We start from the raw sequence: 14,921 nt of genomic DNA on the forward strand, positions 1-14,921 counted from the left end.
GAAAAAGCACCCGAAAGTGCTTTTTTTATTTGCTTAAATTACTGATACCAGCCGAAGAGTTTAAATACATAAGGGATATAGGCAATGATCAGCATCGCTGGCAGTAACACGATCATCGGTAAAATCCAGCGCTCATAACGGTAATAGAAGGACTTATGTCGAACTTCTGCATCCGCCTCGGCTACCTCAGCATCACCAATGGATTGCCTTGCTAACAGATGATTCAGGGCAACTGGCGGTGTCACATAACCCAGCTCGAAACCAATCAAGGTAATCATCCAGAAATGCACAGGATGAATTCCATACTGATAGGCGACTGGTGCAACCGTTGCTGAAATCAGGATCACAGCACCGAACGGATCCATGATCATGCCAACAAATACCATCAGACCGACAATCATGGAAATTACCAGAATGGTACTGCTGATATCTGTCGGGAACGCTTCCATAATTTCCATACGTTCCAGCAGGCCACCCACACTGACAGACAGTGCCATCAGGATCACCAGCGCACCAATGTGTCCAACCGTTTCACTGGTCGAAATGTGTAATGATTTCCAGAAGCCGACTTGACGCGGGCTTTCACCAACAGTCGAACGTTTTACACCATGGTCTACAGCCAGCTCACTGCCCTGCTGCTCAATATGCTCTGCTTCACGATATTCAGCATTCATGGCTGTACCCGCGGTCGCCATTGCAGGCGTATTTGCTGAACCTAAGGTGGTAGTTAAGGTTTCATCCCAATGTCCCATTGGCGGTAATGGTGCAGGCTCATGACGTAACTTATCAAATAGCACGATCATCAACAGAATGACTGGCATCATGACAGGTGCAGTAAATTCATTCAGATCTGTAGACAAGGCATATTTGTAGAACAGCCAGATCAGAATGAAAATCACGATATAAGGAATCACATTTACAAAGGCACGTGCAGACTGAGGTGCAGCCAGACCAGGTGCAGCAATACGGAACTTGCTTTCAGCAAAGAATAGCGAAATGATCAGGAACAATGTTGAACTGAGCAAGAAGACGTAGACACCGTAGTGATACAGCATATCTGTCGTCACTTCCTTGTTCAATGAAGCCACCACAACAATTAATAGACATGGGCGAAGTACTACACCGAGTGAACCGGACATCGCAGTTGCTGCCAAGGCAAACTGACGGCGACCGCCAGCATTCCAAACTTCCTTATAAATGATTGCACCCGCAGCAATCACGAAAATCCCGGATGCACCGGTATAAGCAGTAGGTAGCGCAGCTGCCAGCAGGATTAACCAGGTCAAGGTTTCTGGAGCCAGATTCCATGGACGCAGGATATTCAGGAACATGTCTACGACACGGGTTTGTTTCAGCAACATACCGGCCCAGATAAATAAGGCTAAATTCAGGAAGATGCTCGAAAATTCAACGAGTTGCCCCAGATAGATGCCCTGACCCATCGGGTAATCCATCAAGAAGACAAAGTTAAACCCGGTACTGATAGCCATATAGGCATACAGTGGGATGCTTAAGAAAGCCAGTCCGAAACTACCCCCTTCTCGGGTCGCCTGAGGTGGCTTAATGACTTGGTACAAACTGATCAGGGTCAATGTTCCAAAGAGAATCATCCATAGCCAGTAGACATACTTCATGTCTCCCATCGGCACCCCGGAATTCAGCACCGACATATATTGGCTATAGGAAGAATAGACTAGGAAACTGTTCGCGATCACCATCGCCACGGAATAGACTTTGAAATCGATACGGGTGGCTGGGCTACGTAGACCGATATGATGGGTTTTTAATGTCGCACTGATTGCAGCAAATACCACCATGATAATCAACAGTAAGGCACGGTTTTCAGTCCCAAACTTGAAAATGCCAAAGAATGAGGTTTCAAAACTGCGATAAGCGCGAATACTTGGATGCGCTTCAATATGCGTCATCGCCTTGTCATAGAACTGGTAGGACTCTTCACAGACCTGTTGTGCCTGCATAACTGCAGCACGCACATCCGCTTCAGAACGTACACCGAAGAAATCGGCATATTCATCGGCGGCATCTGCTTTCATCTGCTCCTGAACTTTTTGATCGACATTAATATTACGATCACATTGTGGTGCTTTCGGTTCAGCACGCAAAAACGAATATTGCATGCCTGTCGCCGGATCACCATACAGACGCTCGCCCATACGCAGTAACTGACCATGAATCATTTCCCCGGTTCCAATCACTAAGGTCAGTAAGAGCAAGATGAGCACGACAAAGGTCGAGATCCACTCTGTCCAAATATAACGTAACAGACCTAATCCTGATCTGTTTTGATTATCGTTGTGCATGTATTTTCCTATTCTTATTTTCGCGCCTTACATTCTTTTAAGCGCTGGTCTTCCTGTCTGCCCCGAAAATTCCTTTACAAGGGTCAGTATCATTATTTTCTGTTTTGACTCTGCATGAAAATCAGCAGAATAAAAATGACAATTTATCTTTTCTTTTTGTCTTTTTTGCCAACAGTTTCAGCTATCCCCAACATAGTTACCCAAGATATAGAGCAATGCGACTACCACTCCCCAGATCACCCCTAACAAATGCGCTTCGACCAGTACCGGACTGCCAATAAGTTGTGCAGTTTCCTGATTTCCAATGGTATTTTCCCAAATCAGTTTGGCAAAGATTAAAAATAATACCAGTACGGCAAATCCACGTTCACGTTGATAAAGCAGATGCACACAGGCGACTGCGACATAGGCCCCATGTAATACCCCGGATAGTCCTGCATATGCTTCAATATTTGGCAGGAAAAAATAAAAACTCAGGCTGATCAACGGTGGCAGAATCAAAAGAATTGAGACGAAATGCCACACAGATGCACGGGGAAAAATGAAAGGTAGACAAATAAAGGCAAGAATATTCAGAAAATAATGGGCCCAGCCGACATGCACCCAGTGCGCAGTCCAGAGCCGCCAGAATTCCCCGAGCAGGCTTTCCTGCCAGTAGATGAAAGCATCGTTAAAGATTTGCAAACTCGCTGAAAGAGAGACAAAAGCCGCCAGAAAAATAATTTTTCGTCGAAGATGTTGATCTTGCATCGGCTCCTTGAACTCCTTTCAGCATATTGAAAATGACCTCTATGAGCATCATTCACTTAATTTTTCATTAAATTATAGATCAGCGCTGAACAGATCATCCAGTTCTGAGGAATTATCTGTTTCATCCCAGAAGGTCTGCATGCCATCATCTGCACTACGAATACCGGTATTTTCAGTCCAGTAACGGTCAGAAATACCATTCACCATAATGGCAGCCATACTGTCGATCAGCTTGAACTGAGGATTGACCGGTTTTTCATCACTACGTGCCTGATCAAAGGTTCTTAATGCATCACGAATTTTGGCATCATCCCCACTAGCCTGTGCCGCTACAGCATATAAGGCATGTGATAAACGTACACCTTTTTGCTCACCGATTTGTACTGACTGTTTCAGAGTTTGGTAAGGATCAGGTTTTCCATCACCTGCCCCTGGCAATAAAGTCCAGATGACAGCACGGGTTGCATTTGGTGCGCCCCAGAATTTGGTATTATCCAGACAGGTCATGCCACGCTCAACCACAGCCGCAATATCTTTAGGTACTTGTACGGCCCCACCCGAGTTAATGTCATTGGTCATGGCTTGCAAGCCACTCAGCATGCCTAGCAGATAAACTGTCTGTTCAATATCACTGTTCATGCGTGGGCAGCTTTCACCCAGCGCTTTTTTATATTTTTTCTCATAACGAGTCTGGAATAACTGATAACCCGTGTACTGGCGTTGTGCAGCCAATGCAGCCCAGCGTTTCTGCTCAATCCGCGCATCCTGAGCTTCAGTCACCTGATTGACTTTAGAAGCACGCAGATACCGTAGCTCTGCATCCAGCGCTTTCTGCTCGGCACAAATTCCGGCTGCAGAATACATCAGTACTGCAACACGAGTCGGATCAGCCCCCATTTCCTTGGTCGACATGATAGCCGGCGTTAAAGAATTCCCGGAATTACACACCATCTCGGCATCATCCATCGCCAGGATTGGTGGAACAATATGCTTTTCAGTGAAACCCAGCGCCACATTGGCACCGGTTTTAATGACCTGAGAACATCCTGTTAGAACTGTTGTTGTTATTGCAATGGTCGCCATACCTTGGCATATTTTTCGGACGCTCGACATTTTCCTGTCCTCTATAATTGTGATTATGTCCATTATTCTGCTAAACATATCAGAAGCATATAACGAATAAAAGAGTATTTACTCTAATTTAAACCAGACACTTTGCCATTAAATCGCCCAGCTGCAATTGACTGTAGTAGATAAAATCCCAAATTTTGGGCAAAAAAAAAGTAGCATTGCGACGGTTCAGCACATGCTACTTATCAACTTGGCAAGTCGAGAAGAAAATAGGTTCTCGAGCTTAATTCTGTTATTTAGGTGAAAATCTGTCCTTCAGCACCGTTCCCAGCCGTCCTATGACTAGGACCATCACAATCGCAACGATCAAAAACATTCACATTGGAAATTCCATCATGATCTCCTGTGTTCGCTGTTGGTGACTTAAATGTACCTGCTTATAAAAAAAGCAGCTGAAAAATTGTCAGACAATTCATTGTTTTTACAGAGAAATATAATTTTTTTGTCTGACAATTTAAGCGGATTAGCGTATAAATATTTATTTTTAATCAATTTATTTAAAATTTCGGAATCTCATTTGTCGGACAATTAAAGTACTTTTGTTAAAACTTTCAAAGACTTCCATTGTTTAAAAGGCAACTGATCACACCAGATGAGCAACGGACGTGCTTTTGCATGTTGGAAATACACCACGATATAAGCTTGGTGATCAATCACGTGACTGATCAACACTCGCCGTGTACCTTGCGCAGCTGCTGTCAGTGACCATTCACGTCCATCCAGATATTCAAACTGCTCAATGTGCGGTGTCTTACGATAAAACAACTGGTAGATGACCAGACCGATGACGCCACAAACCAGCCACATTATTACAGGCAATAACTGATACAGCAAGAACATCAATACAGCGAAAATAAAAAGCTGAAACACAAGCGCACACTTACTGCGTTTCAGCCTGAAACAGCGATTATCCATGAACGTAAAATTTAAGCTTCTTGATAAAATCTTTTAATTCAGGGCGTGGGGGTTCTGACACTTCCATAAACCAGTCCAGCAGGTCCGGATCTTCCTGTGCAACCAGCTCAGCAAACATCTCTTTTTCGAAGGGATCAGCATTGAGATAATAGTTTTTCACGTAGGGATCAAAATATACATCGATCTCTTTCAAGCCACGACGCGCGCGATAAATCACTTTGCGCTCTTCTAAGGTGATGTCATCAGTCATCGAATTTTCCCAACTCGTTACAAACCTGAGTAGTTTACCTTAAGCCATTGCTGAATTTCGAGGTATTTCATACAAATGACCAAAAGCATCAGTAGATTCCCCAGATTTGAACATTCAGCTCATTGCTCCCTCGTCTGCTCTATCTTAAGTTAAATAAAACATCACAATAAGGGAATTATAAGATGCATTCGAGCGCGATCCGTCCATTGGCCAGCATGCTGCCACGTCAACTTTTCAATGATGAACATGAAGCCTTTCGGGAGACGGTCCGTAAATTTTATGAAAAGGAAGTGACTCCTCATACAGAAAAATATGAACAGCAACAGCATATCGATCGTGAGCTCTGGAATAAAGCCGGTGAACTTGGCCTTCTCTGTGCCACGATGCCTGAAGCTTATGGCGGTTCAGGGGTGGATCGCTTATACAGCATGATCCTGATCGAGGAACAGGCCTATGCAGGCGACTCTGCGACAGGATTTTCATTGCACTCCGATATCGTGGCCAATTATATTCTGAACTTTGGCAATGAAGCACAAAAGCAACAATGGCTCCCGAAAATGGCAACAGGTGAAGTGGTCACAGCAATTGCGATGACCGAACCCGGAACTGGCTCAGATCTGCAGGCAGTACGCACCAGTGCGGTATTAGAAGGTGATGAGTATGTGATTAATGGATCTAAAATTTTCATTACCAATGGATATCTTTGTGATATGGCAATTGTGGTATGTAAGACGGGTCATAGAGAGAAAGGCTCTGCCAACCTGTCTTTAATTATGGTCGAAGCAGATCGTGAAGGATTTAGTAAAGGTAAGCCCTTAAATAAAATCGGCATGAAAGGTCAGGATACCTGTGAACTGTTCTTTGACAATGTCCGTGTGCCTAAAGAAAACCTGCTAGGTCAGGAAGACATGGGTTTTATGATGCTGATGAAAGAACTGGCTTGGGAACGGTTAATTGTGGCCATCATATGTCAGGCAGGGGCAGAAGCGGCATTCGCACATACAGTGAAATACACCAAAGAACGTCAAGCCTTTGGCAAACCGATCAGCGCTTTTCAAAATACCCGTTTTAAACTGGCAGAACTGCGTACCGAAATTGAAATTTGTCGGGCTTATCTGGACCGTTGTATGCAACTACAGCTTACTCAGGAATTGGGAATTGATGCTGCCGCAGCTGCTAAATACAAAATTTCTGAACTGTATAGCAAAGTGGTTGATGAATGCCTGCAACTGCATGGCGGTTATGGCTATATACTGGAATATCCGATTGCACGAGCGTATCTGGATAATCGCGCGAACCGCATTTATGCAGGAACCAATGAAATCATGAAGGAACTGATTTCCAGATCACTCTAATTTGAAATATGAAAAAGGAGTACATCAGGTACTCCTTTTATCTATATGTACACTTAAGACACCAATCTTGGCTTGGCTGGCACGGCACTGGATTTCAATTTGAATTTCAATACTCCATCTTCAAAAGATGCAGTTTTCAGCTCTTTACGATCCGCTAGATAATTATTGGATACTTTCCAAGGCGCATGCTTACCCTGTTTCGGCATCACATCCGCTGCACGGGCAATATAGCCTGAAGTTAAACTACCCATCACCGTATCTTCAAGTAATTCGGTAGCATCCCCTTCTGGAATCACTTCATCATAACCATGCTGATCCATATAATTGAGCAGACGGCAGATATATTCTGCGGCAATGTCCACTTTCAAGGTCCAGGAAGCATTGATATAGCCAATAATCAGCGCCATATTTGGCACATCACTGACCATCACCCCCTGATACAGCATATGCTTCGACGTATCCAAAGGCTTGCCGTCTATCGTGGCCTGAATACCACCCAGAATCTGAATATTTAAACCAGTAGCAAACACAATAATATCCGCATCCAGATGTTTACCTGATTTCAGCTGAATCCCAGTTTCAGTAAATTTCTCGATATGATCTGTTTCTACAGATGCATGACCTTCACGCAGGATTTTGAATAAATCCCCATCTGGCACTACACATAGGCGCTGATCCCAAGGCTCATAATTCGGGGTAAAGTGTTTCATGTCCACTTTACCTTTCAACTGGAACTGTACAGACTTTAATAATAATGTTTTTAGTAATTTTGGCTGTTTTTGTGCAAGTGCATAGATACCACGCTGCATGCCGATATTACGCGCACGGGTCAGCTTATAGGCCACATCTTCAGGCATTAATTTACGCATTTTTGAATAAATCATGTCGATCGAAGGAACTGACGCGATATAAGTCGGTGAACGTTGCAACATGGTCACATGCCCTGCTCCGCCTTTGACCATGGCAGGAACTAGGGTAATCGCTGTCGCACCACTGCCAATAATCACCACTTTTTTTCCGCTATAGTCCAGATTTTCAGGCCAATGTTGCGGGTGAATGAATGTACCTTTGAATGCTTCCTGATTCGGGAATTCAGGCTGGAAACCTTGATCATAATTGTAGTAACCAGTACAGCCAAGAACGAAGTTAGCGATCCAGGTCTGCTTTTTGCCCTGAGCGTTTTCAACTACGACTGACCATTTACGTGAAGCTGAATCATAATTGGCACTAATGACGCGATGTTGAAAATGAATTTTTGAGCTCAAGCTAAATTCTTGAACCACTTCTGCAAGATAGTTTTTAATTGCCGAGCCGGAAGCCAATACACTTTCTTTTTTCCAAGGCTTAAAGTTGAAGCCAAAAGTCGACATATCCGAATCTGAACGGATACCAGGATATTTAAACAGGTCCCACGTACCGCCAAAGCTATCGCGACGTTCAATAATTTCGAATGAGCGTTGAGGACTATGTTTAGAAAGATGGGCTGCCAGACCGATTCCAGAGATCCCCGCGCCTACAATTAAAATATCAACTTGCTTTTCCATATTCTTCTTTTACCTGAGCATTGTCATATATTTTTATTAAAGCACAAAATTGACAATACACAATGTCAAGTTCAAATAAAAGTGATCATTTCTTTATCTTTTCAGGACAAATTTCTAAACTGCCTGATAATGAGTAAATACAAGACAATAAAAAAGGCCGGTTTATTCAACCGACCTTTTCGAACAACGTTTGCTGCTCTACACGAAATTAGTTAACTTCGCGATCTACTAGCTCAACGTAAGCCATCGGTGCAGCATCACCTGCACGGAAGCCCGCTTTAAGAACACGTAGATAACCGCCGTTACGCTCTTTGTAACGAGGGCCAAGAACGGTAAATAATTTACCAACAGTTGCAGCTGAACGAGTACGAGCAAACGCCAAACGACGGTTTGCTACTGTATCGACTTTAGCTAAAGTGATTAAAGGCTCAGCAACACGACGTAATTCTTTTGCTTTAGGCACAGTTGTTTTGATCAACTCGTGCTCGAACAAAGAGTTAGCCATGTTTTGGAACATCGCTTTACGATGACTGCTTGTACGGCCTAATTTCACACCACTATTACGATGACGCATGGTGATAGTCCTACTTAATTAACGGCTACGATAGGCGAAACGATCGTCCATACGGAGACTAGCTGGTGGCCAGTTCTCTAAACGCATGCCGAGTTGTAAGCCTTTGGAAGCCAGAACATCTTTGATCTCAGTAAGCGATTTCTTACCAAGGTTAGGAGTTTTAAGTAACTCAACCTCAGTACGCTGTACAAGATCACCAATGTAGTAAATGTTTTCTGCTTTCAAACAGTTAGCAGAACGAACAGTTAGCTCTAGATCATCTACTGGACGAAGCAAAATTGGATCAACTTCTTCACGAGGTTCTTGAGCCACAGGAGCTTGATCTTTCTGAAGATCAACAAAGATTGCAATTTGTTGTTGCAAGATTGTTGCCGCTTTGCGGATTGCTTCTTCAGGATCAACTGTACCGTTGGTTTCAAGATCAATGACCAGTTTATCAAGGTCAGTACGTTGTTCTACACGAGCGTTTTCCACTGTGTAAGACACACGTTTGATCGGGCTGTAAGATGCATCTAACTGTAAACGACCCACTGGGCGAGTCTCGCCTTCTGGGAAACGTGAGTCAGAAGTCTCGTAGCCACGGCCTTGAGCCACTTTCAGGCGCATTTTAAGATTGCCTGATGCACTTAATGTGCCGATCAAGTGTTCAGGGTTAACCACTTCAACATTATGAGGTAAACGAAGGTCAGCCGCAGTTACGTCGCCTGGACCTTGTTTCTCTAATGTTAAATAAGCTTCATTTTGATCGAACAGCTTAATAGACAATCCTTTCAGGTTCAGCAAGAGCTCGACGATGTCCTGCTGCAAGCCTTCCAAAGTACTGTACTCGTGCTCAACACCTTCAATCTCAACTTCTACCACAGCAGCGCCAGGTAAAGAAGAAAGAAGGATGCGACGTAAAGCATTGCCCAGAGTATGACCAAAGCCACGCTCTAAGGGTTCTAGAATAACTTTTGCCGAGGTCCCGCTTGCCGCTTCGACCTTGATCGCTTGCGGAGTTAGAAACTCATTTGCAGTACGCGTCATATTGCTACCTCAAGGATTATTTAGAATACAATTCTACAATCAAGCTTTCGTTGATTTCAGCAGGTAAATCAGAACGATCCGGTGCAGCTTTGAACGTACCTTCAAGTTTAGAATGATCTACTTCCATCCAAGAAGGAATGCCACGTTGAGCAGCTAATTCAATTGCGTTTTTGATACGTAATTGTTGTTTAGCGCCTTCGTGAACTGCAATCACGTCACCAGCTTTAACTTGGATAGACGCGATGTTAACGCGACGGCCATTTAAAGTGATTGAACGGTGAGATACTAACTGACGAGCTTCTGCACGTGTAGAACCAAAACCCATGCGATAAACAACGTTATCAAGACGGCTTTCAAGCAGTTTCAACAGGTTTTCACCAGTTGCGCCTTTAACACGAGCAGCTTCTTTATAGTAGTTACTAAATTGACGCTCTAAAACACCGTACATACGACGTACTTTTTGTTTTTCACGTAATTGTAGTGAGTACTCAGATTGTTTACCGCCACGAGCTCCACCGTGTTGACCAGGAGCTTTAGCGTGTTTTTTAGTTTTGACGTCAAATGGTTTAACGCCAGATTTTAATTGCAGGTCTGTCCCTTCGCGGCGAGAGAGTTTGCATTTTGGACCAATATAACGAGCCATGAATGTTTCTCCTTACACGCGACGTTTTTTAGGTGGACGGCAACCGTTGTGAGGGATTGGAGTCACATCGGTAATGCTGTTAATTTTATAACCCACTGCACCTAATGCACGAACCGCAGACTCACGACCTGGACCAGGACCTTTCACAAGGACGTCCAAGTTTTTCAAACCGTAATCTAAAGCTGCTTTACCAGCAACTTCAGCAGCTACCTGAGCAGCAAACGGAGTTGATTTACGTGATCCACGGAAGCCTTGTCCACCTGAAGTGGCCCAAGCCAGTGCATTACCTTGACGATCGGTAATAGTCACAATGGTGTTATTAAAAGAAGCGTGAATGTGTGCAACACCTTCAGAGACGGTACGAGTGACCTTCTTGCGTGTGCGAGTATCTTTAGCCATCTTTTAGCTTCCAGAAATCTTATTTCTTAATTGGTTTGCGCGGACCTTTACGGGTACGTGCGTTAGTTTTGGTGCGTTGACCACGGACAGGCAAGCTGCGACGATGACGAAGACCGCGGTAGCAGCCTAAATCCATTAAACGTTTAATGTTCATGGAAATTTCGCGACGTAAATCACCTTCGGTCGGAACCTTGGCAATTTCTGCACGAATCGCATCAAGCTGAGCGTCATCTAATTCACGGATCTTAGTAGTAGTTGGGATACCCGCAGCAGCTAAGATTGACTTAGCAGTGTGGCGACCAATACCAAAGATGTACGTTAGAGAGATAACAGCATGCTTGTTATCCGGAATGTTTACACCGGCAATACGAGCCATTCAATTTTCTCCAAAAAGGCAGTAGAGATAATCAACCGCCCCACAAAAATCTTGAGGGGCGGATAATAACCCAATTCGCCTACTGAAATCAACAGGTCTTGATCAGATTAACCTTGACGCTGCTTATGACGAGGTTCTGCGCTACAAATTACGCGGATAACCCCATTACGACGGATAACTTTACAGCTACCACAAATTTTCTTTACAGAAGCTTGTACTTTCATGATGAAACCTCTAAGTGCGCTTATCCCTTAGGATGAGCAGTCGTTTTTCTCATTAACGTTTGATTGTCATACTGGTGCGATGTGAGATGTGCTTGAAGCTGAGCCATAAAGTCCATCACCACCACTACCACGATCAGCAACGATGTTCCGCCCAAGCTAAATGGAATACCAAAAGAGCTTTGCAGAATCATCGGCATTAAACAGATGACAGTGATGTATATCGCGCCAATAAAGGTCAAACGATTGAGAATATGATCTAAGTAACGAGCAGTTTGCTCACCTGGACGAATACCAGGCACGTAAGCTCCGCTGCGTTTCAAGTTCTCTGACACTTCTTTAGGACTAAATACCAGTGCTGTATAGAAGTAACAGAAAAAGATAATTAACGCACCAAAGAGCACCAAATACAACGGCTGACCAGGCGATAACACCAATGCCAAGTCTTGTAGACTACGCTTGATAATTCCTGCACTTGGATCCGAACTACCAACCCACTGACCTAAGCTCGCTGGGAACAAAAGTAAAGAGCTGGCAAAAATTGCCGGAATTACACCCGCCATATTAATTTTTAATGGCAAATGCGTTTGCTGTGCAGTAAATACACGACGTCCCTGCTGCTTTTGGGCATAGTTCACCGGAATACGACGTTGCGCCTTCTCGATAAATACAATCGCTGCTAGTACAGCAATCGATAACAGACCAAAAATTGCTAGTCCAATTAGACTAGACTGGCCATTATCAACTGAAGTTAGAGACTGCATAACTAAAGTCGGCAATCCTGCAACGATACCTGCGAAGATGATCATGGAAATACCATTGCCCACCCCACGCTCGGTAATCTGTTCACCCAGCCACATCAGGAACATGGTCCCCGCAACCAATGAGGTTACTGCAGGAACATAAAAAGCCAGACCAGAGGTCAGGGTAATTCCCTGGCTGATCAGGCCAGCACACATACCAATTGCTTGCACAAGTGCAAGGAACAGCGTGCCTTGTCGTGTGTATTGGTTAATCTTACGTTTGCCCTGCTCGCCTTCTTTTTTCAAAGCTTCGAGCTGAGGAACCACAGTAGACATCAACTGCACGATAATCGATGCAGAGATGTATGGCATGATCCCTAAAGCAAGAATCGACATTCGCTCTAATGCACCACCCGAAAACATGTTAAACAAACCAAGGATGGTACCTTGGTTTGCATTAAACAGATTTTCTAGCGCAGCATTATTAATCCCTGGTACTGGAATATGCGCTCCTAGTCGAAACACCAACAACGCACCAATGAGAAACATCATTCGATGAATAATTTCACGGTATTTCACATGAAATGGTTGGCCTTTCATCATGTTGACATGACCTGAAGAACTAGGAGTCATAGACACTGGGGATTACTCCTCGACTTTACCGCCAGCAGCTTCAACAGCAGCTTTAGCGCCTTTAGTCAATGCAACACCTTGTACAGTGAATGCACGAGTAATTTCACCAGAAAGTACGATACGAGCACGAGTCATGTCTTTACGTACAACGTTCGCAGCTTTTAAAGTTTCAAGAGAAACGATGTCTCCTTCAACTTTAGCAAGCTCAGATAAACGTACTTCAGCAGTTTTCAAAGCCAATTGGCTAGTGAAACCGAATTTAGGCAAACGACGATAAAGTGCAGTTTGACCACCTTCGAAACCTGGACGAGTACCACCGCTCTTACGTGAGTTTTGACCTTTGATACCACGACCACCAGTCTTACCAACGCCAGAACCGATACCGCGGCCTAAACGAAGGTTGTCACGCTTAGCACCTTCTGCAGGTGCAATTGTATTTAAACGCAGAGTCATGGCTTATTCCTCTACACTAACCATATAGTAGACTTGGTTGATCATACCACGGTTAGAAGGCGTATCTTGCACTTCTACAGTATGACCAATACGACGCAGACCTAAACCTTTCAGGCTCAGCTTGTGATTTTTCAAGCGGTGCGATGCAGATTTAGTCTGGGTAACTTTAATCGTTTTCATGATTGATTACCCTTGAATTTGTTCTACTGTTAAACCACGTTTCGCAGCAACTTTCTCAGGAGAAGTCATATCACGCAAACCGTTAAAAGTCGCGTTTACTACGTTAGCAGCGTTTGTAGAGCCATAACATTTAGTTAATACGTTACGTACGCCAACAGCTTCTAAAACTGCACGCATCGCGCCACCAGCAATTACACCAGTACCTTCAGAAGCAGGTTGCATGTAAACGCGGCTTGCACCGTGACGAGCATTGATAGGGTGCTGAACAGTACCATCAACAAGGTCAACAGTAATCATGTTACGACGAGCAGCTTCAAGTGCTTTAGAAATAGCAGCTGGAACTTCACGCGCTTTACCACGACCAAAACCTACGCGACCATTACCATCACCCACAACAGTTAATGCTGTGAAAGAGAAGATACGACCACCCTTAACAACTTTGGCTACACGATCAACGGCAACCAGCTTTTCAACAAGACCTTCGTTTTGTTCAACTTTAGCCATGATTAGAACTCCAAACCGTTTTCACGGGCAGCATCAGCCAAGGCTTTGATACGACCATGATATTTGAAACCAGAACGGTCAAATGCAACTTTAGTAACACCAGCTGCTTTAGCGCGTTCTGCGATTAAAGCACCTACTTTCTGAGCTGCTTCAACGTTACCAGTAGTACCCGCACGTAGAGTAGCGTCTAGAGTAGAAGCTTGCGCTAATACTTTGCCGCCATCTGCTGAGATAACTTGAGCATAGATGTGACGCGGAGTGCGGTTTACACACAAACGAGTCGCACCCAATGCACGGATGTGCAAGCGTGTGCTTTTCGCACGACGCAAACGGGATTGTTTCTTTTCGTTCATAAGAACCTCGCGCCTTATTTCTTCTTAGCTTCTTTACGAAGTACAACTTCGTCAGAATAACGAACACCTTTACCTTTATAAGGCTCTGGTGGACGGTAACCACGGATATCTGCAGCGACTTGACCTAGAACTGCTTTATCAGCAGATTTAAGTACGATTTCAGTTGCAGTTGGAGTTTCAGCAGTTACACCTTCAGGAAGCGTATAGTCGATCGGGTGAGAGAAACCAAGGTTAAGGTTAACAACGTTACCTTTAACCGCAGCTTTATAACCAACACCGATAAGTTGTAACTTACGTTCGAAACCTTCGCTTACACCTTTTACAAGGTTGTTAAGCACAGCGCGAGCAGTACCAGCTTGCATCCAAGCGTCTTTAGATTCAGCTTTAGGAGCAATAACTAGAGTACCGTCTTCCTGTTTTAGCTCGACCAGCGCATGCAGGTTGAAAGACAATGTACCTTTGCTGCCTTTCACTTCGACCTGCCGGCCGTTCTGAGTAACTGTTACACCGTTAGGTACAGTTACTGGGGCTTTAGCCACACGAGACATGA

At 44.2% G+C, this 14,921-nt stretch carries 19 protein-coding genes; 1 reads left to right on the forward strand and 18 read right to left on the reverse strand.

The features are described 5' to 3' along the window. Positions 1 to 38: 38 nt before the first annotated feature. The 5 genes from B3Q46_RS16065 to B3Q46_RS16085 form a co-directional block, all read right to left on the reverse strand. Positions 39 to 2,321 carry a TRAP transporter large permease subunit gene (locus B3Q46_RS16065; protein ID WP_286716732.1) on the reverse strand — a complete coding sequence of 761 codons (2,283 nt, stop codon included), beginning with the start codon at positions 2,319 to 2,321 and terminating at the stop codon, positions 39 to 41. A 177-nt stretch (positions 2,322 to 2,498) separates the two neighbouring features. Beyond that, a complete protein-coding gene (gene rrtA / locus B3Q46_RS16070; RefSeq protein WP_005233757.1) occupies positions 2,499 to 3,071 on the reverse strand; it encodes a rhombosortase in 573 nt (190 codons plus the stop codon). A gap of 72 nt (positions 3,072 to 3,143) precedes the next feature. Further along, the gene (locus tag B3Q46_RS16075) at positions 3,144 to 4,184 is read right to left on the reverse strand and encodes a hypothetical protein (RefSeq protein WP_286716734.1); all 1,041 of its coding nucleotides are present in this window, start codon (positions 4,182 to 4,184) and stop codon (positions 3,144 to 3,146) included. A 546-nt stretch (positions 4,185 to 4,730) separates the two neighbouring features. Then, on the reverse strand, positions 4,731 to 5,117 hold the full coding sequence (locus B3Q46_RS16080; RefSeq protein WP_286716736.1) for a hypothetical protein: 387 nt from the start codon (positions 5,115 to 5,117) through the stop codon (positions 4,731 to 4,733). Beyond that, the gene (locus B3Q46_RS16085; RefSeq protein ID WP_125278962.1) at positions 5,110 to 5,367 is read right to left on the reverse strand and encodes a succinate dehydrogenase assembly factor 2; all 258 of its coding nucleotides are present in this window, start codon (positions 5,365 to 5,367) and stop codon (positions 5,110 to 5,112) included. Before B3Q46_RS16085 ends, B3Q46_RS16080 begins: the two co-directional genes overlap by 8 nt. A gap of 182 nt (positions 5,368 to 5,549) precedes the next feature. On the opposite strand from B3Q46_RS16085, the gene B3Q46_RS16090 reads away from it, so the two are divergent. Then, complete coding sequence (locus B3Q46_RS16090; protein ID WP_286716740.1) at positions 5,550 to 6,722, forward strand: acyl-CoA dehydrogenase family protein; 1,173 nt, start codon at positions 5,550 to 5,552, stop codon at positions 6,720 to 6,722. Between the two features lie 53 nt (positions 6,723 to 6,775). On the opposite strand, the gene B3Q46_RS16095 is transcribed toward B3Q46_RS16090, so the two are convergent. From B3Q46_RS16095 to rplF, 13 genes are all read right to left on the reverse strand, one after another. Further along, a complete protein-coding gene (locus B3Q46_RS16095; RefSeq protein ID WP_286716742.1) occupies positions 6,776 to 8,266 on the reverse strand; it encodes a flavin-containing monooxygenase in 1,491 nt (496 codons plus the stop codon). Positions 8,267 to 8,474: 208 nt separating this feature from the next. Beyond that, positions 8,475 to 8,840 (reverse strand): 50S ribosomal protein L17, encoded by a 366-nt coding sequence (rplQ, locus tag B3Q46_RS16100; RefSeq protein WP_004786886.1) that lies wholly within the window; start codon positions 8,838 to 8,840, stop codon positions 8,475 to 8,477. Between the two features lie 18 nt (positions 8,841 to 8,858). After that, complete coding sequence (locus B3Q46_RS16105) at positions 8,859 to 9,866, reverse strand: DNA-directed RNA polymerase subunit alpha (protein WP_004786889.1); 1,008 nt, start codon at positions 9,864 to 9,866, stop codon at positions 8,859 to 8,861. Between the two features lie 16 nt (positions 9,867 to 9,882). After that, a complete protein-coding gene (gene rpsD, locus B3Q46_RS16110; RefSeq protein ID WP_004786890.1) occupies positions 9,883 to 10,509 on the reverse strand; it encodes a 30S ribosomal protein S4 in 627 nt (208 codons plus the stop codon). Between the two features lie 12 nt (positions 10,510 to 10,521). Further along, positions 10,522 to 10,908, reverse strand: a complete 387-nt coding sequence (rpsK, locus tag B3Q46_RS16115) for a 30S ribosomal protein S11 (RefSeq protein ID WP_001040166.1) — start codon at positions 10,906 to 10,908, stop codon at positions 10,522 to 10,524. A gap of 19 nt (positions 10,909 to 10,927) precedes the next feature. Then, on the reverse strand, positions 10,928 to 11,284 hold the full coding sequence (gene rpsM, locus B3Q46_RS16120; protein WP_004786893.1) for a 30S ribosomal protein S13: 357 nt from the start codon (positions 11,282 to 11,284) through the stop codon (positions 10,928 to 10,930). Between the two features lie 107 nt (positions 11,285 to 11,391). Next, positions 11,392 to 11,508, reverse strand: a complete 117-nt coding sequence (rpmJ, locus tag B3Q46_RS16125) for a 50S ribosomal protein L36 (RefSeq protein WP_000867907.1) — start codon at positions 11,506 to 11,508, stop codon at positions 11,392 to 11,394. 20 nt (positions 11,509 to 11,528) lie between these two features. Continuing rightward, positions 11,529 to 12,848 carry a preprotein translocase subunit SecY gene (gene secY / locus B3Q46_RS16130; RefSeq protein WP_286716937.1) on the reverse strand — a complete coding sequence of 440 codons (1,320 nt, stop codon included), beginning with the start codon at positions 12,846 to 12,848 and terminating at the stop codon, positions 11,529 to 11,531. Between the two features lie 45 nt (positions 12,849 to 12,893). Beyond that, complete coding sequence (rplO, locus tag B3Q46_RS16135) at positions 12,894 to 13,334, reverse strand: 50S ribosomal protein L15 (RefSeq protein WP_004786897.1); 441 nt, start codon at positions 13,332 to 13,334, stop codon at positions 12,894 to 12,896. A gap of 3 nt (positions 13,335 to 13,337) precedes the next feature. Then, on the reverse strand, positions 13,338 to 13,514 hold the full coding sequence (gene rpmD / locus B3Q46_RS16140; protein WP_004786899.1) for a 50S ribosomal protein L30: 177 nt from the start codon (positions 13,512 to 13,514) through the stop codon (positions 13,338 to 13,340). Positions 13,515 to 13,520: 6 nt separating this feature from the next. After that, positions 13,521 to 14,018 carry a 30S ribosomal protein S5 gene (gene rpsE, locus B3Q46_RS16145; protein WP_004786901.1) on the reverse strand — a complete coding sequence of 166 codons (498 nt, stop codon included), beginning with the start codon at positions 14,016 to 14,018 and terminating at the stop codon, positions 13,521 to 13,523. Positions 14,019 to 14,020: 2 nt separating this feature from the next. After that, positions 14,021 to 14,371, reverse strand: coding sequence for a 50S ribosomal protein L18 (gene rplR, locus B3Q46_RS16150; RefSeq protein WP_004281497.1), 351 nt, complete (start codon positions 14,369 to 14,371; stop codon positions 14,021 to 14,023). Positions 14,372 to 14,385: 14 nt separating this feature from the next. Further along, positions 14,386 to 14,919, reverse strand: coding sequence for a 50S ribosomal protein L6 (rplF, locus tag B3Q46_RS16155; RefSeq protein WP_004786903.1), 534 nt, complete (start codon positions 14,917 to 14,919; stop codon positions 14,386 to 14,388). Positions 14,920 to 14,921: the final 2 nt, after the last annotated feature.

The organism is Acinetobacter sp. UBA2581 (assembly GCF_002339435.1).
GTDB lineage: Bacteria > Pseudomonadota > Gammaproteobacteria > Pseudomonadales > Moraxellaceae > Acinetobacter > Acinetobacter variabilis.

What these genes read in the sequence shown, in the direction of transcription:
- rplR (WP_004281497.1), bottom strand. Translation starts at nt 14,371, where the DNA reads ATGAACGAAAAGAAACAATCCCGTTTGCGTCGTGCGAAAAGCACACGC.
- rpsD (WP_004786890.1), bottom strand. Translation starts at nt 10,509, where the DNA reads ATGGCTCGTTATATTGGTCCAAAATGCAAACTCTCTCGCCGCGAAGGG.
- rpsM (WP_004786893.1), bottom strand. Translation starts at nt 11,284, where the DNA reads ATGGCTCGTATTGCCGGTGTAAACATTCCGGATAACAAGCATGCTGTT.
- rpsE (WP_004786901.1), bottom strand. Translation starts at nt 14,018, where the DNA reads ATGGCTAAAGTTGAACAAAACGAAGGTCTTGTTGAAAAGCTGGTTGCC.
- B3Q46_RS16080 (WP_286716736.1), bottom strand. Translation starts at nt 5,117, where the DNA reads ATGGATAATCGCTGTTTCAGGCTGAAACGCAGTAAGTGTGCGCTTGTG.
- rpmJ (WP_000867907.1), bottom strand. Translation starts at nt 11,508, where the DNA reads ATGAAAGTACAAGCTTCTGTAAAGAAAATTTGTGGTAGCTGTAAAGTT.
- rrtA (WP_005233757.1), bottom strand. Translation starts at nt 3,071, where the DNA reads ATGCAAGATCAACATCTTCGACGAAAAATTATTTTTCTGGCGGCTTTT.
- B3Q46_RS16085 (WP_125278962.1), bottom strand. Translation starts at nt 5,367, where the DNA reads ATGACTGATGACATCACCTTAGAAGAGCGCAAAGTGATTTATCGCGCG.
- B3Q46_RS16105 (WP_004786889.1), bottom strand. Translation starts at nt 9,866, where the DNA reads ATGACGCGTACTGCAAATGAGTTTCTAACTCCGCAAGCGATCAAGGTC.
- B3Q46_RS16095 (WP_286716742.1), bottom strand. Translation starts at nt 8,266, where the DNA reads ATGGAAAAGCAAGTTGATATTTTAATTGTAGGCGCGGGGATCTCTGGA.
- rplO (WP_004786897.1), bottom strand. Translation starts at nt 13,334, where the DNA reads ATGACTCTGCGTTTAAATACAATTGCACCTGCAGAAGGTGCTAAGCGT.
- B3Q46_RS16090 (WP_286716740.1), top strand. Translation starts at nt 5,550, where the DNA reads ATGCATTCGAGCGCGATCCGTCCATTGGCCAGCATGCTGCCACGTCAA.
- rplF (WP_004786903.1), bottom strand. Translation starts at nt 14,919, where the DNA reads ATGTCTCGTGTGGCTAAAGCCCCAGTAACTGTACCTAACGGTGTAACA.
- rpmD (WP_004786899.1), bottom strand. Translation starts at nt 13,514, where the DNA reads ATGAAAACGATTAAAGTTACCCAGACTAAATCTGCATCGCACCGCTTG.
- B3Q46_RS16075 (WP_286716734.1), bottom strand. Translation starts at nt 4,184, where the DNA reads ATGTCGAGCGTCCGAAAAATATGCCAAGGTATGGCGACCATTGCAATA.
- B3Q46_RS16065 (WP_286716732.1), bottom strand. Translation starts at nt 2,321, where the DNA reads ATGCACAACGATAATCAAAACAGATCAGGATTAGGTCTGTTACGTTAT.
- secY (WP_286716937.1), bottom strand. Translation starts at nt 12,848, where the DNA reads ATGAAAGGCCAACCATTTCATGTGAAATACCGTGAAATTATTCATCGA.
- rplQ (WP_004786886.1), bottom strand. Translation starts at nt 8,840, where the DNA reads ATGCGTCATCGTAATAGTGGTGTGAAATTAGGCCGTACAAGCAGTCAT.
- rpsK (WP_001040166.1), bottom strand. Translation starts at nt 10,908, where the DNA reads ATGGCTAAAGATACTCGCACACGCAAGAAGGTCACTCGTACCGTCTCT.